This is a genomic window from Paraniabella aurantiaca (assembly GCF_050309965.1).
Taxonomy (GTDB): Bacteria; Bacteroidota; Bacteroidia; order Chitinophagales; family Chitinophagaceae; genus Niabella.
Genome location: NZ_JBLOSY010000001.1, coordinates 2,811,337 through 2,831,510 on the forward strand (window position 1 = coordinate 2,811,337; position 20,174 = coordinate 2,831,510).

The 20,174-nt window shown below is 42.2% G+C and carries 18 protein-coding genes; 16 read left to right on the forward strand and 2 right to left on the reverse strand.

Going from position 1 to position 20,174, the window contains the following annotated elements; all coding sequences use genetic code 11:
• The first annotated feature begins 156 nt into the window (after positions 1–156).
• The 8 genes from tssD (at position 157) to ACLOAU_RS12305 (ending at position 10,466) form a co-directional block, all read left to right on the forward strand.
• A complete protein-coding gene (tssD, locus tag ACLOAU_RS12270; protein ID WP_240852633.1) occupies positions 157–546 on the forward strand; it encodes a type VI secretion system tube protein TssD in 390 nt (129 codons plus the stop codon).
• Positions 547–642: 96 nt separating this feature from the next.
• Positions 643–1,296: a hypothetical protein gene (locus tag ACLOAU_RS12275; protein WP_427862163.1), complete on the forward strand. Its 654-nt coding sequence runs from the start codon at positions 643–645 to the stop codon at positions 1,294–1,296.
• Positions 1,293–1,454, forward strand: coding sequence for a hypothetical protein (locus tag ACLOAU_RS12280; protein ID WP_427862164.1), 162 nt, complete (start codon positions 1,293–1,295; stop codon positions 1,452–1,454). Before ACLOAU_RS12275 ends, ACLOAU_RS12280 begins: the two co-directional genes overlap by 4 nt.
• Positions 1,451–1,831: a hypothetical protein gene (locus ACLOAU_RS12285; protein ID WP_427862165.1), complete on the forward strand. Its 381-nt coding sequence runs from the start codon at positions 1,451–1,453 to the stop codon at positions 1,829–1,831. Before ACLOAU_RS12280 ends, ACLOAU_RS12285 begins: the two co-directional genes overlap by 4 nt.
• Before the next feature lie 131 nt (positions 1,832–1,962).
• Positions 1,963–3,801, forward strand: a complete 1,839-nt coding sequence (locus tag ACLOAU_RS12290; protein ID WP_427862166.1) for a type VI secretion system Vgr family protein — start codon at positions 1,963–1,965, stop codon at positions 3,799–3,801.
• Between the two features lie 12 nt (positions 3,802–3,813).
• The gene (locus ACLOAU_RS12295) at positions 3,814–5,184 is read left to right on the forward strand and encodes a hypothetical protein (RefSeq protein ID WP_427862167.1); all 1,371 of its coding nucleotides are present in this window, start codon (positions 3,814–3,816) and stop codon (positions 5,182–5,184) included.
• Positions 5,185–5,241: 57 nt separating this feature from the next.
• Entirely contained in the window at positions 5,242–9,762 is a 4,521-nt protein-coding gene (locus tag ACLOAU_RS12300; RefSeq protein ID WP_427862168.1) for a DUF6531 domain-containing protein, read from the forward strand.
• A gap of 5 nt (positions 9,763–9,767) precedes the next feature.
• Complete coding sequence (locus tag ACLOAU_RS12305) at positions 9,768–10,466, forward strand: DUF8184 family protein (RefSeq protein ID WP_427862169.1); 699 nt, start codon at positions 9,768–9,770, stop codon at positions 10,464–10,466.
• On the opposite strand, the gene ACLOAU_RS12310 is transcribed toward ACLOAU_RS12305, so the two are convergent.
• Entirely contained in the window at positions 10,456–11,790 is a 1,335-nt protein-coding gene (locus ACLOAU_RS12310) for a carboxypeptidase-like regulatory domain-containing protein (RefSeq protein WP_427862170.1), read from the reverse strand. The two genes, ACLOAU_RS12305 and ACLOAU_RS12310, sit on opposite strands and share 11 nt — an antisense overlap.
• 165 nt (positions 11,791–11,955) lie before the next feature.
• On the opposite strand from ACLOAU_RS12310, the gene ACLOAU_RS12315 reads away from it, so the two are divergent.
• From ACLOAU_RS12315 to tssO, 8 genes are all read left to right on the forward strand, one after another.
• Complete coding sequence (locus ACLOAU_RS12315; RefSeq protein ID WP_427862171.1) at positions 11,956–12,369, forward strand: hypothetical protein; 414 nt, start codon at positions 11,956–11,958, stop codon at positions 12,367–12,369.
• A 1-nt stretch (position 12,370) separates the two neighbouring features.
• Positions 12,371–13,210, forward strand: coding sequence for a J domain-containing protein (locus tag ACLOAU_RS12320; protein ID WP_427862172.1), 840 nt, complete (start codon positions 12,371–12,373; stop codon positions 13,208–13,210).
• 184 nt (positions 13,211–13,394) lie between these two features.
• Positions 13,395–13,832, forward strand: a complete 438-nt coding sequence (locus ACLOAU_RS12325) for a GPW/gp25 family protein (RefSeq protein ID WP_427862173.1) — start codon at positions 13,395–13,397, stop codon at positions 13,830–13,832.
• Between the two features lie 6 nt (positions 13,833–13,838).
• Positions 13,839–15,728: a hypothetical protein gene (locus ACLOAU_RS12330; protein WP_427862174.1), complete on the forward strand. Its 1,890-nt coding sequence runs from the start codon at positions 13,839–13,841 to the stop codon at positions 15,726–15,728.
• On the forward strand, positions 15,725–16,672 hold the full coding sequence (locus tag ACLOAU_RS12335) for a hypothetical protein (protein WP_427862175.1): 948 nt from the start codon (positions 15,725–15,727) through the stop codon (positions 16,670–16,672). Before ACLOAU_RS12330 ends, ACLOAU_RS12335 begins: the two co-directional genes overlap by 4 nt.
• A gap of 1 nt (position 16,673) precedes the next feature.
• Positions 16,674–17,582: a TssN family type VI secretion system protein gene (locus tag ACLOAU_RS12340; RefSeq protein ID WP_427862176.1), complete on the forward strand. Its 909-nt coding sequence runs from the start codon at positions 16,674–16,676 to the stop codon at positions 17,580–17,582.
• Between the two features lie 52 nt (positions 17,583–17,634).
• On the forward strand, positions 17,635–18,810 hold the full coding sequence (locus ACLOAU_RS12345) for a hypothetical protein (protein WP_427862177.1): 1,176 nt from the start codon (positions 17,635–17,637) through the stop codon (positions 18,808–18,810).
• Positions 18,811–18,848: 38 nt separating this feature from the next.
• Entirely contained in the window at positions 18,849–19,367 is a 519-nt protein-coding gene (gene tssO, locus ACLOAU_RS12350) for a type VI secretion system TssO (RefSeq protein ID WP_114789435.1), read from the forward strand.
• A 20-nt stretch (positions 19,368–19,387) separates the two neighbouring features.
• Here the strand turns inward: tssO and ACLOAU_RS12355 are convergent, their stop codons facing one another.
• Positions 19,388–20,056 (reverse strand): C40 family peptidase, encoded by a 669-nt coding sequence (locus ACLOAU_RS12355; RefSeq protein WP_427862178.1) that lies wholly within the window; start codon positions 20,054–20,056, stop codon positions 19,388–19,390.
• Between the last annotated feature and the right edge of the window lie 118 nt (positions 20,057–20,174).

Genomic DNA, 20,174 nt, shown 5'->3' on the forward strand with positions numbered 1-20,174 from the left:
CAGAAACAACATGAGTTATTAAGCATTGAAAAATGTTTTATATTAAACATTGATAACCCGGCGCCTTTGATCAGGTGCTGGGTTATTTATAGTTATTTGCTACCCGTACTTATGAAAAGCGCTATCAATTAAAATTGATACCTTAAAAGCAGCCTTATGTCATTTATTTCAAAACTTACATTAGATGGCGAAGAGATTAATGTCCTCCACTGTCGATACCATTTCTCCCAGGAAACAGATGCAACCAGCCGGCCTACGTCCATTCCTAAAGGTGGCGTGATTGATGTTACTATTGAAAGCAATGGGAAGACGGATCTTTTTGATTGGATGATAAGTCCTACACAAACAAAAAGTGGTGCTATTACTTTTTACCGCAGAGATACTATGAGCCAGTTGAAAACGATAAAATTTGTTGATGCTCATTGTATTGACTATACCGAAGAGTACACACACAATGGAGAATATCCGATGCAGATAACGTTGAGATTAAGCGCCAAGGAAGTGAAGCTGAACGATTCCAGCTTTAAGAAAAACTGGCCTGTGTAAAACTGGTATACTTTCTGTTACTATAAAAGTTGTGTTGAAAATTGCGGACGGGTTTATAATGCCTCGTCTGTTGCATCTATTGAAAATAAAAACTTTATGCCGCATCATACTCCTTTCCCGTTAGCAGCTGATGAGGTGTGTATTGACCATGAAACAGATATTACAGCGGGTGAGCTGGATGTAAATGATGCCTATGACCTGTACCTCATAGCCAGGGGAAAACCAGTGCGCGAGTACAAGCTGGTTTGCTTTATGAACCTGCAATTTTTCTTCCAGGATAAGAATGGAAAATGGACGGATTTGCAAAAGCAAAGCTTTGTAAATGACTGGATAGCCGGCGTGAAGTCTGCCTGGAACAGAAAACTGTTACGAATGCTGAGTAATGGCGTACAGGTAGTACTCGAATTCGAGTTCAAAACCCAGATAGAAGGGATATGGATCTTCGACCATTGGGAAATATCAGTTCAAAAGACCACCAGTTTCGAGCAAAGTTATGTGACACCGGCACGCGGTAGTGCTCAACTGGATAGCATGGACCTGGTTCTGACTACCAAGCCCAGAGGACGCCAGCGGGGAGTAGTGCATGAATTTGGACATATGATTGGCCTGGAGGATGAATATAAACCCAGAACCCGGTGGCAGCACGATGGCGCCTCTGTAATGAACAATGGGGAAATAGTACGAAACCGCCATATTGCTCATTTTGTATCGTGGGTAAACCAGAAGTTCAGGAAACATAATATAAAATGAAACGGAGCATGATCGATCTTTCTCACACTCTGAAGGAGTCCTTTGGACAGGGAGATGCCCGCCTGACCGGATGGACAGGTATGTGCGAAGTTCCCCGTCCGACCGGGGTCATCCGGGCGGTCATCCGGCCAGATTTAAAAATAAAAATACACGGATGAAATACCTAAGATCTTTCGGATGGGTGCTGATGCTGCATTGCTCAATGATAATGGCCTGCACCTTTAATAATAATAACACAATGAAGGCAATAGATAAATACTGGCAGGATTTAACCACAGCGTCAACTGAAAGTCAGGAGTTGGATATACTGGAGCAATTCAGGGTTTACCTGCGTGATGAGAAAATTTCTTACGAGGTATTCGGTAGGTCTGCTGAAAATAAGGACAGCCTGGTTAACCTGGTGAATGCACCAGCTGGTTATACACCCCAGGATGTAACCATAAAATTTCACGTGAACGGGGATGAGGACGCATTGGAAAAGCAGGGCTGGAAACCTAAGAACCCGGGAAATGCTTTTTACCTTTTTAATGAATAATGGTGAGTTGGAGTAAAGGAATTATTAATCATTTAAAAGACCCTTCTGGAAAATAGAACTAATCATAAATCGACATGAATTAATATTCGTAACTAAACATATTTCATCCATAAACGACAAAACCTTTATTTATGGCTCAGTTAACCAATGCTTCTTTCAGCATTAACGGTAATGCTATTCCCGTTTTCACATCCTTCTCTCTCTCTCAAAGTATTTTTGATCATCACCAGTTTTCTTTAGTCTGCCCTGCCGAAGCTATTGATGGTAAATCGGGCATCTTTACTTCTTCAAAAGATATGATAGGAGGCACATTTGGTGCACGTATTCTGGCAGAAGGATTTGACGGTAGCCTGTTGTTTAAGGGCGTGGTAACAAGTGTGGAAACATCGCGATTTACCGGTCATCATGGAAATGTTATTATCAGTGGCTATTCGCCTACTATTATGATGGAGAGCGGTCCGCACTGCCAAAGCTGGGAGAAAAAAGCCATCAAAAATATCGCTAACGATGTGTTGAAGCCCTTTCCACAAAATCTGTTAAGTCCCAAAGTACAGCCCTTATATGGTGAAACACTGGCTTATACCGTTCAGTATAAAGAAACCGCCTGGGAGTTTTTGCAACGCTTAACCAGCACCTTTGGTGAATGGTTATTTTGGGATGGGCAGGCCCTGGTGATTGGACAACCGCAGTCGGGCCAATCAATAACATTAACTTACGGCAGCCACATCAGCAGTTTCAATATGTCGCTGAACGCGCGCCCGGTAAAAACACAAATGATGGGTTGGGATTACCTGAATAGCCAGGTTTATACCAGTCAGCCATCGGGCGTGGAAGATAAGGCAGGTTTAAACCCCTTAGGCAAGCAGGTAATGCAGCTGGGGCAATCGATATACACCGCGCAGCCCGTACTCTGGAACAACCAGTTCCTGACCAATAAAAAACAACAGGATGATATTACCAATATGAAAAGCGCTATTCAGGGCAGCCGCATGATCATGTTTAATGGTAAGAGTGGTCATCCCGGTGTAAAAATCGGCGGTACGGTAGAGGTTTCAGGGAACAATGTTTTTAGCGAACAAACCGAAGGTTATGGCGAATACCTGGTTATTGCTGCCACGCACTATGTAGATGCCATGGGTAATTACGATAATCAGTTTACGGCTGTGCCAGGTACCATAAAGGTTCCGCCCGTTGCATCACCTAAAGAGCCTAATTGTGAAACCCAGAGTGCCATTGTTACGGATAATAATGACTTTAATGGACTCGGCCGCATACGGGTTAAATTTCACTGGATGAGCGGATCAGAAAAAACACCCTGGATAAGGGTTACCACACCACATGCAGGTGGCGGAAAGGGTATGTTCTTTATACCTGAAGTAGGAGAAGAAGTGATCATCGGTTTTGAAGGAGATAGTGCCACCAAGCCTTATGTAATAGGCGCTGTATATCACGGCAAGGCCAACAACAGTTTTGGTAACGCCGGTAATGATGTAAAAGCGCTGCAAAGCCGTAGTGGTAATAAGGTATTGTTAGATGATAACGCGGGAAGTGTATTTGTGGAGGATAAAGATGGAAACAGTGTATTAATGGATGGTGCAGGTAATGTAACCATGAAGAGTAATGAAAGTATTACGCTTACCTGCGGGGATAGTACACTGAATATGAAAAAAGACGGCACCATTACTATCAGTGGTAAAGATGTTTTTACGGTAGCTACCAAAGATGTGGTTTCCAGCGCGAAAAACAACCTCGCCATGGTGGCAGATGTGGATTTCCTGGCTTCAGGAAAAACAACGGCTACCGTTTCTTCCAAAGCTACTACGGTAGTGGGTTCTAACGAAATGGGACTGTTCTCTAAAAAGCTGGAAGCGGTAGGTTCGGCCACTACCAGCATTAATGGAGGTAAGATAGATATGGGCGCCGGAGGAGATGTAAGCGTAACCGGGGCTATCGTAAAAATCAACTCCTAAAACAACTACACTATGAGCAGCAAAACATCGGTAGCACAGGAGTTTTATAAGATACGCGAAGAATGGGCGCGGGTAGATCGGCTAAAAACATGGAGCCTTGCAGTTTGGATTGCCAACTACCAGGACCTCGATATTATTGATAAGTTTATTGAAACAGAACGATTACCCATTGGCGTTTTTGATGATATATTTTTTCGGTTCAATACACCCTATAAGGGAGACCCCACCTCTTTTGAAGAAGCGCTCTGGAAAGAATATGAGAGCTGGTTTCAACCGGTACCTGATCCGGGCCAAGACCTGATGCTGGCCTTAAAGAATGACGGGATATTGAATCCTTTATTTGTACCGCAAATAGACGCTACCAGTGGATTTGATGGACTGCTGAAAGAGATGATGCGTTTAAAGGACCATTTACGTGGGTTTGATAAAAATAATTTCTGCCTGTACTTCCCACCGGCCCAGCCAAGGCAGCTCATCATCGGTGACTGGCTGGCACAGCAAATTAAAAAAGGTATTCCTCCTCAAATCAGGTTAGTAACAATCGATCATGCAGCGAGCAGGAAAATTTTTATAGGTAATACCGACAAAGTAGTAGAGCTGCAACCGCAGTTGGATATGTTAGCTGCCATTAACAATGAGATGGATAAGGGTGGTGGCAGCAGCGATACGGTGAGCCCCGAAGCGAGGTTGACCAAACAAATAAGAACGGTGATGGATACCATCATTAAAAAAGATCCGGCGCTCACTGGCAGGGAGGTAGGTAAAATGCTATCCATTGCTAAAGAAACAGGTAATACTTCTACGTTGGTATCTGCTTTATTGGTGGCGTCTCAGGCGCATTATAATATTAAAGATCATGACCCCAGCGAAAGGTATGCGGACGAAGCTATTAAAAAGGCGGATGCAGAAATGGATAAAGGGGAAGCCAGTGGCTATCACTCCTGGAAAGCCTGTATGATGTTGAAAGGGGCATTACTGGCAGCAAAAAGAAAATGGGAGGCCGCTATAAAAATTTATGAGGATATGGCCGCTAAAGCGTTGCAATACGGCGATGTGTTTTTCATAATGGAGGGGTATCGTATTTCGGGGCATTTATATTATTTGAGAGGACGTTTAAAGCCGGCTTTCGAGAATACATTGATGGCCATGGTGGCCGGGAGCCAGTTAAGCAAGGATATGATCAGGCAAAGCACCTTCCTGCATGCCGCTTACCTCGCAGTATTTCTCGGCGAAAAACTCAAACCGAAAGACGAATTAAAAGCGCTTGAAGAGCAGCTGGATGTATGGATCGGGGAAGACTGGAGAGAATTGATTGGCGGCACTGAGCTGGAGAAGAGTACAGTGAAGCCACGCAGCAAATACATGCCACCGGTTTCTTTTTAAGAATGAAAATGGAGGCTATTTATATTTTGATACTAAACTATTTAAAAGCATTCTATAATGGCAGTAGCAGCAGGATCAGCACCCAGTAAAGGCTTTGGTGAACTGTTTGGCGAAGCAAAAGGCAAGCTCGATGAACTCCAGGCCGGCCTGGCCAGTATATTTCCGGCTATGCCGGGAATGCCTGCCGGTAAGTATTTTGACCTGGCCATGGGCATCGATTTCGAGCAAACAATTGCACCACCATGCCCGGTTTTTCCAGTGCCGCATGTGGGGCTGGTATTTGATATTTTTGGCGCGGTAATGAATGCTATTGCTTCTGCCTTGCCGCCACCACCTGAGGAAGGGGAAGGTTTTAGTGTTGCCGGTGTAGCAGCAGCGATTGTTAATGCATTAAAGCCTTCGGTTAAAGTGCACTCCCGCTGGATCAATAATGCCGGTACACCTGTAATGCACCTGCCGGCGATGTTCCTGCATTTATTGCCAATGGCGGTTCCTACCTCGTCCTCCGAAATGTGGATGGGCAGCAGTACAGTGCTGGCTGATGGAGGACCTTTCTCCACACAATTTCACCCGGCGCTATCCTGTAACCTGGTAGGCTTTCCCAGTCTGCCCAGAATGAATAAAACACCGCGACCTGTACTCGATCTGATGATGCCTACTTCCATGTTGCTGGCCATCATCAGCAGCGGCGGACCGGTATTGGTTGGAGGGCCTCCTACGATCGACCTTTTCCAGTTAATGTTATCGTTGGGTATTAAGGGACTGAGCAAAGCCTGGAAAAAGCTGGGCGACAAATTCCAGGATATTATTAATAAGATATCCAAGAAGAATGAGAAGCTGGCGAATATACTGCAGTCGATCAAGTGCAAGTCTTTCGGTGAACCTGTTGATGCGGCTACGGGGCGTGTGATACATACTAACATTGATTTTGATTTGCCCGGCCCCATTCCATTAGTATGGGGGCGTACTTACTACAGCGATGCGGAAGTGGAAACTTCTTTGGGATATAACTGGCATCATAGCTATAATATTGGCTTATATGATGTAGGGAATGGTTTTGCCATACGTTTGAAAGATGGCAGGGAGGCTGCCCTGCCTTATCTGCAAAAGGGAGAGATATTTTATCATAGGATAGAACAGTTGTTTTTTGAGCGGGATGATAAAGGATACTTCGCAACAGACAGCAGCAAATTGATCTATCGGTTTGGAGACAAGAAGAACCGGGAAGGGTTTGCGATGATTGAGTCGATCACAGATCCGCAGGGTTTTAGTATTCGCTTTGAATATGATGCAAAAGGTAGTCTTTCATCTGTCATAGATAGTGCAGGCCGGCTTATTAGAGTACAATGTGATGATTTAGGACGTGTATTGAGGGTGTATACTATTGCCAACAACAGGCGGGTTAATTTTATACAGTATACATACGATGCTAAAGGTAATATGGTTGGTAATGAAGATGCGTTGGGTGCTGTTAAAAGCTTTGAATACGATGGGCATTTATTAGTGAAGCTAACCAATCAGAGTGATCATAGCTTTTACTGGGAGTATGAGGGAAAAGGAGATGGCGCAAGATGTATTCATACCTGGGGTGATGGCGGTATTTTGGAATACTGGACCGAGTATAAACAAAATGAAGATGGTAGTGGACAAACCATTACCAGGGATAGCCTTGGTCATCAAACGGAATATTATTATGACAGTAAGAAACTGATTTATAAAATTGTTGATGCGAACGGCGGAATCACCCGCCAGATTTACAATGGCTACCAGGACCTCGAAGTGATAGTGAACCCTGAGGGAGGAACAGAGCAATACCAATATAACAGTTATGGGAAAATTAGCCGTATCATCAATGAAAATGACGAAGCGTGCAGCTATATCTATGATGAGCGTCAGAATATAAGTTTTGTCAGCAGTCCCGGCAACCGTTCCATTAGTTGGGAGTATGATGAGCAGAACCGTTTGATAAGCCGTACCGGCATGCGAGGCAATACCGTCTACTACACTTATGAAGGAAAACAACTTAAATATATAACCGACCATAAAGAACGTCGTTTCGAACTTTTTTATGACCAACAAAATAACCTGACCCGGTTCCGGTATCCTAATGGCCTTGAACAGGTGTTCAATTATGATGAATTGGGAAATCTGGTTTTTCAGAAAGACGTGCGGGGTAATGTGACTACCTATGAATATAATGACCTGGGATTGCTAACCCGCTTAAAAGATCCTGATGGCAATATTCATCAATTTGAATACGATAAAGCTGGTAATTTACTGGAAGTAAGAGATTACAATAATGCGGTGCAATTCGAATACGGACCCATGGGGGTATTGCGTGGCAGGAGGCAAAATAACCATACCGTTAAGTTTAATTATGACACCGAGTTACAATTGCGAAGTATTGTGAACGAAGGCGGAGAGATGTATAAATTTGGGCTTGATGCGGTAGGTAACGTGGTTAGTGAGTGGGGGTTTGACGGATTGAACCGGCGATATCAACGTGATGGAAATGGAAGGGTTGTTAAAGTGCTGAGACCCGCGGATAAATGGACTTCCTATGATTATGATAGTGTTGGCAATATAGTAAAAGAAGCGCATTCTGACGGGAGCATGGTTGCCTATAAGTATAATGCAGACGGACAACTGGCAGAAGCTATTAATGAAACCAGCCATATTAAACTGGAACGTAACAAAGCGGGCCAGGTAATAAAAGAAATACAGGATGGATATACCGTAACAAAAATGTATGATAAAGACGGTAATTGCTTATGTACCGGAAGCAGTTTGGGCGCCAATATAAAAATGGTATATAACGAATGGGGAATGCTTACACAAATCGACGGAGGAAATGGTATAGAAACGCAATCCCTGAGTTCGTCTGCCAGTTTTGATGCAAAACTGAAAGAAGTGGAGGATAGAATAGCCCGGCTTACGGGAGTGTTGAATGCAGGAGGGCAGCCCGCACCCCAAAATAACAGCATATGGCAGGCTTCATTTCAACGTGATAACACCGGCTTAGAGTTGCATCGGCAATTAAGCGGCGGCGTAACGGTGTCAACTGAACACGACAGGTTGGGGCGCGTTGTTCGTCGCAGTATCGGTGCAAAAAACATAGAGCAATACCGAACCCGGTATGATTGGGGACGGGGTGACAAGCTTAATAAAATAGTAAATGAATTAACACAGGCTAAAATTGACTTTGAATATGATGCTTTTGACAATTTGATCAGCGCTGTATATGAAGAAAAAGCAGGTGTTGAAACGCTTTATCGTGTTCCCGACAAAATAGGCAACCTGTATAAAACAAGGAGTAAAACAGACAGGAAATATACGAAAGGCGGACGTTTAGAGGAAGATGATAAATATTGTTATTACTATGATGCTGAAGGCAACCTGGTATTTAAAGAATTTAAACGAAATGAAAATCTTAGCGCTATTGACAAAACCGATGTAGCTAAGGAAAAAGGGATTATGCTGCAAAGAACAGCTACAGGGTGGGAATACGAATGGAACAGCAATGGTACTTTACAAAAAGTGATCAACCCTGGTGGACGGGAGATTGAGTTTTGCTATGATCCTTTGGGGAGAAGAACGGCTAAAATAGTTAAACAACAAAGAATAGACAGAAGCTCTTCAGAAAGTGTACAAAACAAGGTTACGAGATTTGTATGGGATGGAAATGTTCCTTTGCACGAATGGAATTATGAAGGCCGGTATCCGCCGCAGAAGTCGATTGGAGAAGACGGCCTGAAAGAAGAATCAGAGCCTTTAAATAACCTGGTTACCTGGGTATTTGAAGAATACAGCTTTGTACCGGCTGCCAAAATTATGGGATCTGAAGCGTATAGTATCATTACCGATTACATGGGCACACCAACACATGCATACAGCGTTAATGGTGAGAAAGTTTGGGAAAGAGATATTGATATTTACGGTAGTACACGTAAACAAACCGGGCAAAGTAATTTTATCCCTTACCTTTATCAGGGACAGTATATGGATGAGGAGACGGGGCTGGCGTATAACCGGTTTCGCTATTATGATAGCGAAAGTGGTTCTTATGTGAGCCAGGATCCGATAAGATTGGAAGGCGGAAAGAATTTATATGGTTATGTAAGTAACCCGGCGGGGTGGCTGGATTATTATGGCCTTATGCCGGGTGGCATGAAAGGAGCCACTTCCAAGGTAACCGCAGGCAAAAATTCGAGTTCATTGCCGTCCAAGAACAAAGTCCATTCTGAAATACGTAATTTAAATGAACTGGCGGAAAAAGGTCAATTGAGGGGACAGGATGTAGTGATATCTGATGTTAAAGGACAGTTTCCCGAGGGCGTGGTAAAAGAAGTTCAGGTTTGCGCGGAATGCCGGCATAACATGTTTCAGCCTCTAATTGACGGGGAGGCAAAAAGTGTTACAATTCCCCGTAAAGGCGGAGATCCTATAACAATTATGAGAGCTGATTTTGAAGCCGCCAGGATTGATACCAAGGCTGTATTGGATAAGTACCAGGGTACAAAACAGTATGGAAAAAGGTCTAAAGAATCATTCGATGCTTTAGATAAACACAGACATTAAAAGATATGGAAATAGTTAAATCCGTTGCAAGCGAAGTTGTTTTTTTGTTAGATCCCGGTAAGCTGTGGACACGCATAGATGCGATAACCGGTGAAAATTTCAGGACCTTAAAGGGCGGTCGTTTTATGCTAAATGAAACACCGTTGATTGATGCTTCTTTGGTGCCTTTTTCGAATGTATATATCGATAATAAAAGCATGACTTTTGATGCTAAAGTTCAAAAGATCAATACAAATTTTGAAGTTGATCTTTCTAAAAACAAGGCGGCGCCTCTTATTGCCAATTTTATAAAAAAGTATAATGAAGAAGAATGGCAAATCTCAACAAACCATTTTAACTCGGTTCAGATAAAAATCGAAAAGAAATACCTCACTATTCGTTTAGAATATATTCGCGAAGGTGATACCAATATCGATAATAAGAACTGGCTGATCATAAGCTTTAATAAGTCTTGTAATTATGTACAAATAAAAGAACCATCCATACCTCAAAAACGCTTTGAAAGTATAAAAGCCATAACACTGGATCATCTTAAATTACGTGTAGAATGTGGTGGCAGGGATGTATGGGCGGAGGAGGAACACAGCGGTAAAGAGGGCTATAGTTATGAATGGGATTTAGATATTCAGCCCGAGTTTCAGGAACTAATTATTGGGTTACTGGATATCGGGATCCAGTCACAACGTAAGAAGTTTAATGAATAGGCTCTAAACTTGATGGTTGTAATGTCAGCTTTATAACTATTACTTTGTCTGCTGACTTAAAATGCTCAGTTGTTAATTGAACCTTGTTGGTAGTTAATGTGCCTTTTGCTCCGCTTATAGTATAATTACCGGGGGACAGATTTTCTAACAGGGAGGTTTGCCCGTTTTCATGGGTGATTGTTTCGGTATAATCGCTTTCTCCTTCTTTGTGAATTTTTATTGTTACTTCCTTTACCGGTTGGTTATCGGCATCAGTAACCGATATGGATAGATGTTTAAGTGAAATGGCCGGAACTGACGAAGGAACAGGCTGGTGTTTTGCTGCTTTCGAACCGCCCAGCCAGAACCTGATACCCAGGCTGGCGCTTAAAAAGCCAAGACTCGTTTCGTCGCCATAAGTTTGTTTTAAAGATAACTGGTAACTGGTTTTTGTGGGAGTGGTGGGCCGGGCATTGGTTCTAATTGTTGCATTCACTACACCTCCCAGGGTGTCCATACCGGTCATGCGGGGTGATGGCATGAACCAGTATTGTGCGGCAGCATTAACCGAAATGTTTTTGGTAATAAAATATGCTGCTTGTGCTCCTGCCCTTGCTATGAACTGTACGCCTGTTTTTTCATTGATTGCGGTTGCTGATTTCTTCGCCTGTAAAGACTCCCACAGGTTCTGACTCATTCCATATTGCACGAAACTGCCATTAGGGGTTACCGTTGCCTTACCAAGAGTAGGTGTTACTTTCACCGCCGTTGTAGTGGCATTGTAGCTAATGGTAATGCTATCCGGGGAAATGCCTTTTCCATTCAGCAGGTAATACCCGAATTGTCTTGAAATAATGCCTCCTTTCAGGTTGATTTGAAATTGCCATTTTTTATTATTATTCAACCAATATGCAGGTCCGGTAAGAATATACCATCCTTTGAAATTTTCGCTTTGCTGCCGGCTGCTTTGCGGAAACCTGAATATAGCATTGCCTATTTGCCCAGAATCTCTGGCGTTTTTATACATCGTATTATTGGCCTGGGCATTCAATACATCGTTTGCCGTTGCCTCGTAAGTGTTGAACTTGGAGGCATCTCTCCTGATTGTAAGATGGCCCAAAGCCAGTTCCCATCCCAATTGGCGACGCCGCCAGCCGCCATTTATTTCGGCGTACATCCCGTTTCCAAAATAGTAGAGCGGGTTTTTATTAAGCTTATTATTTTGAAGCAGGAATCCTCCCTGCAGGCCAACATAAAACCGGTGTCCCGGTATGGTATCTGTTTGTGCTGCACTGTTAAAAACGGCACAACATAAAAAAATAAAACTTATGAAAATGGGTCTCATGCTTTCATCAGGATGTAGGTCAACGAATGATTGAATAGCGATAGTGTAAATATAATAATTGGGGCTAACAATTATTTAATTCTAAAAAGTATTATGATTGTTTAATAAAAATATCACTTTGGCTATGAATTTGCTGTGAGCTTATGTAATTCAATATTGCGCTCCATGATCACTGTACAGGTTGTTGCGTTGCTGCTGGTGTTGATGTATATGTTATATATCTACCAGAAAAACAAAAATGAAAAAAGAGCTTACCAATCGGCTCAGAAGGAACTGTTGCCTGCCAGGCAGCGGTTGTCTGAAGCAAGCGACGATTTTAACCATATTGAAAAGGAAATATTTCAGATGATTGATGAACAATTTGAAGAGCCCTATGCTGAACATATCAGGAACGGTGTCGTGAATATCGGGATGCCTGCTACTTTTCTAACAATGGCCTGGGGACATCCGCAACGTATAGAAAAGGCCGATGCGCAGGCCGGCGGCGAAAACTGGTATTATAAAGAACAGGAGCAGTCGGGAGCGGCAACGCAGGTGGTAGTAGAAAATCAAAGGGTGATAAAATTGAAAGATTGCTGATATGCCCGGCACATTAAAAAATTATTATGAAATTCTGGGCGTACCCAGGTCAGCCACAACCGATCAGATACGTACTGCTTACAGGAAACTGCTGCTAAAATTTCATCCTGATAAAAATGTAGGTGATACGTATTTTGAGGAATGGTCAAAAAAAATCAATGAGGCATTTGAAGTGTTGAAGGATCCTGAAGTACGGGCAGAATACGACCTGGTATATGATGATGCCAGGGCGGCTTCGAAACAAACTGCTACCGTAAATAAAAATGATCCTTGTAATACGCCACCGGTCGAAACTACGCACCCTCTTTCCATGGATGCTACTATACAGAAGCTGGCTCCTGTTTATGTATCTGCGAAGCAGGCTTATATAAAATCAGCACGCAATGTGGAGGCTATAGAGAACAGATTAAAGATGAAACCGATGAATGCTGCTATCCATTTTCTTTCAGGAGGTATCATGGTATTGGCTATTCTGGTGTGGGTTGCGCTTACTAATAAAAACTTATTCCAGGCGGTGTCCTCGCCCGATCCACCTGTCGCCGACCGTGCCGCTATTATACCACTCCCTGCGTTGGTGAAGCGCGAGGCAACTATGGCAGGAAATCAAACAGGCTTTGAGACAGTAGATCTTTGGCTAAAAGTAGTTACAACAAAAGCCTATTTTTTTGAGCAGCCGGAAGGAGCAGTGCTGGATGACAAATTTTTATCAAAAGGAAATAAAGTACATGCCATTAAAAAGGCGGGCAACTATTACTATAGCGTATTCCAAAGTGCCGTTAACAACTCTTATAAAATAGAAGGATGGGTAAAGGGAGCCGATGTAGAAATTTTAGCACAATAATTGTAGTAAGGATGTAGTGAGTTGATTATTAACGTTTGGTAAAAATTAACTAAAAGCGCTTGGAAAAACTTAAAAAATAACCATATTTGTTATACGAGATTTATTGTTTCGCGTTTACCTATCAAGAAAATATCTTTTGACCCTGGCTAATCGCATTGTACCATTTTATTGAAAATGCCGGGATATGAATTTTCAAAACTATTACAAGCTACCGCTTGATCTTGGGAGCATTACGGCAAAGAAAATTTTGCCAAAATGTAATCAAAAAGAATCTATTGCGCATCATCTGCACCTGATACTTACTACTTCCTTCGGGGAGTTGCTAAGCGATGTGCAGTATGGCAGCAGTTTATGGGATGAAGATTTCGACAATGTATCTTACCGCAATAAGCAAAAAGAAAACATACTCAAGTCTATTACTTCAACCATTGCTAAATACGAGAGCCGTGTAGAAAAGGTAAAAGTTGAAATGAACGTGATGCAGGAGGAAGTGCCGGATAGAAACACAGACCCCCGTATGAAACGCAAACTTGATTTTGTAATTACAGCAGTGATGGTAGCTACCAATGAGAACATTGTATACAGAGATAGCTTTTTTGTAAGTCCATTAGCCTATAACTAATACAACATGAGTGAAAGCAGGGAGTATATAAGAAACAGGATGTTGCATCATGCAGCCAGGATATGGGGGTACCCGGAGACAGAAGATACTTCCAGCTTCGATCCACTGGTTAATTTATTAATGTCGGTTAATGCTGCAGAGTTAGAACGCTTGTCCAACGAGATTCATCATTCGCGTACCAGGGTAATGGAGCGTATTATGCAATTGCTGGCGCCCGATGTATTAACAGGGCCCAAGCAGGCTTCGGCCATTTTAAATGCCAATAGCCTCGATGATACAGCCATGCTTTCACCACAGGAGCAGTTTTTTGTAACACAGCCTCTGGCCATCGGCCACGAGGGGAATGCTAATGTTGATATTTATTTTACACCAGCTGATGCGTTCTTTGTCAATGCATGTTCTGTAAAATACCTGGCTGCAGGTAATAAATTTTTTCGTTATACATCAGACAGTATTACTAAAGAGCTGGTGGCAATGGGCAATGAGCAACAGTTTTTGCCTAATGCTACACTTTGGATTGCCCTGGACCATCCGCATGTAAATCTGAGCAATACCCAGTTTTATTTTCAGTATCGCAGTGAGATTCATAAAGATATTTTTTACAACCAATTGAAAAATACACAGTGGACAATAGATGGCCATGCGGCAGTTACACGTAAAGGATATAACCGCTTACCAGATGACAATGCAGATTGGTATGCACAGCAAATTATTCACCAGCAAGCAAGTATCTCCGATAAGTTCATGAAGCTGGTAAAGCAGCAGTATGAAAATTATTTTATCTCTGTAGTGGAAGCACCCGGCAGGATGATGAGCCAGGATACAAAAACTCCGGATCAATTGAGGGAAGTATTTGGTCCTGTCATCAATAACCTGGATAGCGAAAAATTAAAGTGGATCAGGATTGTTTTCCCGGAAAATATTACCGGTGCTATGCTGGAGGAGGTGAGTGTTTTTGCTAATGCCTTCCCGGTTGTTAACAGGCGCCTCCATGAAGTATCCTATCGCCTGCAGGAAATGATGAACGTCATACCGCTTCTTTCTGAAGAAACCCAGTTTTTTGATATTGATACTATTACTGATGAGAACGGAAGGCAGCTACATGTAAGGGAACAGGAAGAAGTAGAAAATACCGGCCTGAGCATTGTGATGCGCAACGGAGGCGCGGGTAGATTTGATGAGCGTGATGCACAGATGGTAATAGAAAACCTGGTTCAGTTATTAAGAGATGAAAGCGCAGCTTTTTCAAACATTGGTAAAGACCTGATAGCGCAGGAGGTTAAAAACCTGCAACAATCCATTACCAAGATAGAGCAACTGGTAGGAGCCGGAACAAAGGGAAATTCCACTTCTTTTACACCTTACCTGATGGTTCGGAATAACAAACAATCAGACTCTCGGTTTCTGTATATATCTTACTGGAGCACCAATGGTGCTGCTGCCAACGGGGTAAGGGCGGGAACAAGACTCCAGTCTTATCGTACCAGTTCGGTAAAAGCATCTTCAGCTTTTTTATTAACACCAACACAGGGCGGTAAAAACAGGCTGAGCCAAACAGATAGTGTAGTGGCGTATAAATATGCATTGCTTACAAAAGACCGGGTAATGAGTAAGGAAGATATTAAACTCTATTGCCAGCTAACATTAGGTAATATGGTGCGCGAAGTGTCGATTACAAAGGGTTTTATGATATCAGCGGAAAATACCAGCGGGTTTAAAAAAACAATAGATGTAACCATCGCTATAGACCGTAAAAGCTATGAGGATGCAAAGGATAGTGGCGAACTGGCCAATTGGGAAAAAGACATTGCCATGCAATTAGACGAAAGATCTATGGCCTTTATACCTTTTAGAGTGTTTATAAAAACAACAATGAGCAATAGTATTGCTGTATGATAAGAGAAGAGCAGTTATATGAATTACTGGGCGTGTTGGAAAAACGCGGAACCGACGTGAGGGCTGAAGTTTTGCTAAACCACCTGCGCGAAAACGGCTTGATCGACGAAGGATTTGTTGTGAGTCATAATGGTTTCTTTTATCGCGAGTTTACCAAAGATATATATGGGGCTTCTGTCGCAGAAGATAAATGGTACAGGCAGTACCTGGAAGTTGAACTTTCCCGTTCTGGCTTTTATGATATGCTACCCGAAGCGCTGTTTCATCAGCCCGAAACCAGCGAGTTCAGGCAGCGTTCAGGTGTTTCAGAAATGATTACCCGGTATAAGAAGAATACAACAAAAGAAAAAGAAGCACGTAAATTCTTCCAGCCTTTTGAGAACGAATTTTTTCATCAGCAAATGGAGTTGGAGCGCGAAGAATTAAACCTGCTGGACACTTTACGTAATAAAACCCTTAGCTTATATTTTCTGAAATTCTGGGGACTGCCAACAAGTTTTAGCGTGCATGAAGTGGCTTCTTTTTTATTACTATTTCCTTATGCCAATATCATTAATGGAAATATCCCTTTGATGGAATCCTGTCTTAGAGTACTGCTGAAAGAAGAAGTTGTAATTGCACAAAAGCAGCCAGTGCCCACATTCGCAGAAGGCGACTGGGATATGGGTTTGGGTAGCCAGCCACTGGGCGATTATATGATCTGCGGTAATGAATTTATGGAAGAGTATCCGAATCTTTCCTATAAGATAGGACCGTTAAAAAACAGCCGTGTTATTGAATATATTGAAGAAGGTAGTAAAGAGGTGCTGATCCGGACTTTTAATAACTTTTTTGCACCAGTAGAGGCTGATATAGGAATTGATATAGCAATCGACAGCAAAGTATCGGGAATGAGTTTTGCTGAAGAAGACGAAATAATATTGGGTTATTCATCTGTTATGTAATATGATAGAAATTTTATTGATCAATAATAGTGCTTTACAAATGGATAGTTGGTTTTCTCAATCAATGCGGGGCATACTTTCGGTGCTGGGTATTGGGTTTGTCAGTCTTTCAGTGATTGCGGGCATTATTATTTCCCGCATCAGGGGAAGTGTGAAACCTTTTATAAAGCCGTGTTTATTATACCTGCTTTTGTATGCACTTGGCTTCGCAATAACCGGGCTTTTTATTGCCCCGCGTATGTTTGAAAGCTATACGCAGTACTTTATGTTTTTTCAGCTGCTCTTTATCGGGTTTGGGGTTTTACATGTATTTACACTTTACAAGTATCAGAAATGGGTTAACGAAAAGACCTTCTGGGCTGAAGTTATTTTTACGCTTGTGATAGCTGCTGCCGGCGGCTTATGTTTTATGATGGTGTATCGTTATTTTAGTCGCGATGAAATGGATTTGGCAATGTTGGGTGCAGCATTAAGTTTCATTATTCCTTTATTTGTTTACTATACCTATAAGGCAGCCATTGCTATTCCCTTTAAAATATTGAAACAATGGCATTATCCGTTGCAAGCCACCAATTCTGAGCCCGATGAGAAAAAGCTGAAGAACCTGTTGGTGATCAGCTTTGAATTTTTGAAAAAAGAGAACGACAAGCACTACACCAATTTCAGGGCAAAAGCACCATCAGATATGGACTTCGGAGAATTGTTCTACTACTTCATCAATGACTATAATGAACGTCATCCGCATGCTACTATATCTTACTCCAATGAAACAGGTGTGCCTTCGGGGTGGATATTCTTTAAGAAACCCAAATGGTATACTTTGTTCACCAAATACATCGATTCCGAACGCACCATATTTATCAATCATATAAGAGAGAACGATATCATCATGTGCATCCGTGTATCCTGATCAGCAGTGTAATGGAAATACGATATCGTTCAATATATAAAAACATAAAAGAATGAAAAGACCGGGAGAATATCAACCAGTGAATTGGATCAATGGAATGAAGATCAATAAAACCCATTTTATTGCAGAGCGCAATGCCGGCACCTATCAGCAGGCGATGGGCAATAATTCTTTTTTAAATGATCATAACTATGGTATCCTGCCTTTTAAAGGTAATACCCCATCGTCAAAGATCTGGCTGAGTATCGATAACGCTAATCATGTCAATATCCGCATCATGTCCTGCCTGGCGATTACCAGGGGCGGCTACATCATCGACTTTAATTCAGATGAGGTTGACCTGGCAAGCCCGCTTTCTGCAAAGATCCCAGGACTGAGCATTCCTTTTAGTTTATTGAAAGATAAAAGTAAGTCCTTCTATATCGTGTTATCGGTTGACCCTTATAACCCTGAACCCACTGGCGCTGCTAACCCCGAAGAACAGCCCGTTCGTTTACCTTTTTTGCGGCCTGCATATTCGGTGCTGTTATTAGAAGAAGAGGAGACCAGTGTTAATACCCTGGGGGATTTTCAGTTGCCGGTAGGGAAGCTGGAGGTACGAGATCAGACCGTATTGTTAGTAGAGAATTATATACCTGCATGTACCAATGTAAACAGCCACGAGTTCTTGTTACAGCATCATGCTCAAACCGAACAATTTCTGGGTAAACTGGAATTGAATGCTTTACAGATTATTCAAAAAATCTTACAAAAAAATCAGTCTAATGACATTATTGAACCGGTGAGGAAGTTGTGCGAGCAGGTATTGTCTTATATCTCTAATGTTTACGGCACCTACCGGCAAACGGTTCGGTATGCACCACCTATTCAGCTGATCGCAATGGTATCGGGGCTTGCGAGAAATATTAAGAATGCAATTGATATCTATGCAGGTACATCTAAGGAAGAGATGATTAATTATTTTACGGAATGGTGCAATGTAAAACAAGGAGAACTGGAGGATGAGATTGCGGAAGTATGTAACTATCGCTATGATCATTTGAATATTCATACCGGTATTTTAAAGTGCTCTAATTTCTGCGGACTGATACTGGGACTGTTCGATGCGTTGGCGGCTCTGGATTATATAGGTAAGAAAAAAGAGACCGGCATATTTGTGAAAGAACAGCTCATTGTACCTGAGGAAGATATACAGTCAAGAAGGAGAGGATTTTTCTTAGCTGATTAAAAACTGATAAATAATAAATCTAATAAAAATAAGCAACAATGGCGCAGATTGTTATTAATGCAAAGGAAAGAAGACAGGCCTTCTGGAAGTTTTTATTCTTCTTTATTATTTCCGTTGGCATCATATTGCTGGCTGTTTATTTTGATACACTGGTGCCTACTAAAGAGAACAGGATGATGCGGGAGCAACTGGCAAAATTTAAAGTACGGGAAGCTGCCCAGGAACGTTTTACGAATAGTATGATTGAGGCCCGTACGCTGATCGATTCTTTAAGAAAGCCCGGCGTGAATGAGGCTTATATTAATTCCCAGGCGCTGGAAAAAATAAGAGAGCTTACTGCCCTGCAGTATAAGGATAGTAGTATGTATAGCCGTTTAAATGCGAGTGTTATTGATGTGTTTCAACGCTACCAGGAAGCGATGAGCCAGGTGGCCAAGCTGGGAACCATGCCTGAAGATTTTCAGAAAGTAAAAATGGAATATGAGAATGCGCAAAAGGAATTGATCACCTGCAGGCAAAACCTGAATAACCTGCTTAATCCAGCAGGTACATATTAAACCTGTTTTTAGTTCTTTGATTACTCTACACGAACCGATTTGTTAACGATCAACCTGCCGGCTCCAACATATTTGGCCGACCAGTAAGGATCGTTAAGACTGGCAATACTTACGCCTTTCGAAGAAGACGAGTTGACAAACATATTATTGTCCAGGTACATGCCTACATGCGATACATAAGTGCCGGGCAGGGTTCTGAAAAATACAAGGTCGCCCTTGGCAAGTTCGGGTCTTACCGTAAAACGTTCCACGTTCTGTGTGAAGAACTGTTGCACGGATGTACGCGGAATGCGGATCTTGTACACATCGGAGAATAAGCGTTGTATAAAAGCCGAACAGTCGATGCCGTTTTTGGTCGTGCCAGCCCACAAGTAAGGCGTATGCAGCCAGTCGTCAATAAATGCATAGAGCTTTACATCGGTTATTTTTTCGGGCTTCGTTTTCAGGTAACCTGAGTATTTGTTTTTTAAACGTAATTCTTCCTGGCTGCTCACCGCTTTGTCGGGTGCGCTACCGGTTACTTTAACAACCATTTGATCGGGCGTTTTAGTACTGTCATTGATGATAGCCACATCGGGACCATTTTCGTAAATGAATTGACTATAGTCGGGTTGCGGGCTTTTTTTCAATGCGGTACAGCCTGCCAATAACAAAATAATTAACGTAACGGATATGGGTTTTGTCAGCATAATTAAAAGTACAAACTAAGATCAAAACAGAATGATAATTTTTTATAAACAGACCTGGAAAATTCATCGGTAGCTTTATTGTTTCCAGGGTAAGTTAAACATAGAAAAAAATATACGG

Excerpts from the sequence above, each read along its gene's own strand:
- tssD (WP_240852633.1), top strand. The coding sequence starts at position 157 with ATGTCATTTATTTCAAAACTTACATTAGATGGCGAAGAGATTAATGTC.
- ACLOAU_RS12275 (WP_427862163.1), top strand. The coding sequence starts at position 643 with ATGCCGCATCATACTCCTTTCCCGTTAGCAGCTGATGAGGTGTGTATT.
- ACLOAU_RS12280 (WP_427862164.1), top strand. The coding sequence starts at position 1,293 with ATGAAACGGAGCATGATCGATCTTTCTCACACTCTGAAGGAGTCCTTT.
- ACLOAU_RS12285 (WP_427862165.1), top strand. The coding sequence starts at position 1,451 with ATGAAATACCTAAGATCTTTCGGATGGGTGCTGATGCTGCATTGCTCA.
- ACLOAU_RS12290 (WP_427862166.1), top strand. The coding sequence starts at position 1,963 with ATGGCTCAGTTAACCAATGCTTCTTTCAGCATTAACGGTAATGCTATT.
- ACLOAU_RS12295 (WP_427862167.1), top strand. The coding sequence starts at position 3,814 with ATGAGCAGCAAAACATCGGTAGCACAGGAGTTTTATAAGATACGCGAA.
- ACLOAU_RS12300 (WP_427862168.1), top strand. The coding sequence starts at position 5,242 with ATGGCAGTAGCAGCAGGATCAGCACCCAGTAAAGGCTTTGGTGAACTG.
- ACLOAU_RS12305 (WP_427862169.1), top strand. The coding sequence starts at position 9,768 with ATGGAAATAGTTAAATCCGTTGCAAGCGAAGTTGTTTTTTTGTTAGAT.
- ACLOAU_RS12310 (WP_427862170.1), bottom strand. The coding sequence starts at position 11,790 with ATGAGACCCATTTTCATAAGTTTTATTTTTTTATGTTGTGCCGTTTTT.
- ACLOAU_RS12315 (WP_427862171.1), top strand. The coding sequence starts at position 11,956 with ATGATCACTGTACAGGTTGTTGCGTTGCTGCTGGTGTTGATGTATATG.
- ACLOAU_RS12320 (WP_427862172.1), top strand. The coding sequence starts at position 12,371 with ATGCCCGGCACATTAAAAAATTATTATGAAATTCTGGGCGTACCCAGG.
- ACLOAU_RS12325 (WP_427862173.1), top strand. The coding sequence starts at position 13,395 with ATGAATTTTCAAAACTATTACAAGCTACCGCTTGATCTTGGGAGCATT.
- ACLOAU_RS12330 (WP_427862174.1), top strand. The coding sequence starts at position 13,839 with ATGAGTGAAAGCAGGGAGTATATAAGAAACAGGATGTTGCATCATGCA.
- ACLOAU_RS12335 (WP_427862175.1), top strand. The coding sequence starts at position 15,725 with ATGATAAGAGAAGAGCAGTTATATGAATTACTGGGCGTGTTGGAAAAA.
- ACLOAU_RS12340 (WP_427862176.1), top strand. The coding sequence starts at position 16,674 with ATGATAGAAATTTTATTGATCAATAATAGTGCTTTACAAATGGATAGT.
- ACLOAU_RS12345 (WP_427862177.1), top strand. The coding sequence starts at position 17,635 with ATGAAAAGACCGGGAGAATATCAACCAGTGAATTGGATCAATGGAATG.
- tssO (WP_114789435.1), top strand. The coding sequence starts at position 18,849 with ATGGCGCAGATTGTTATTAATGCAAAGGAAAGAAGACAGGCCTTCTGG.
- ACLOAU_RS12355 (WP_427862178.1), bottom strand. The coding sequence starts at position 20,056 with ATGCTGACAAAACCCATATCCGTTACGTTAATTATTTTGTTATTGGCA.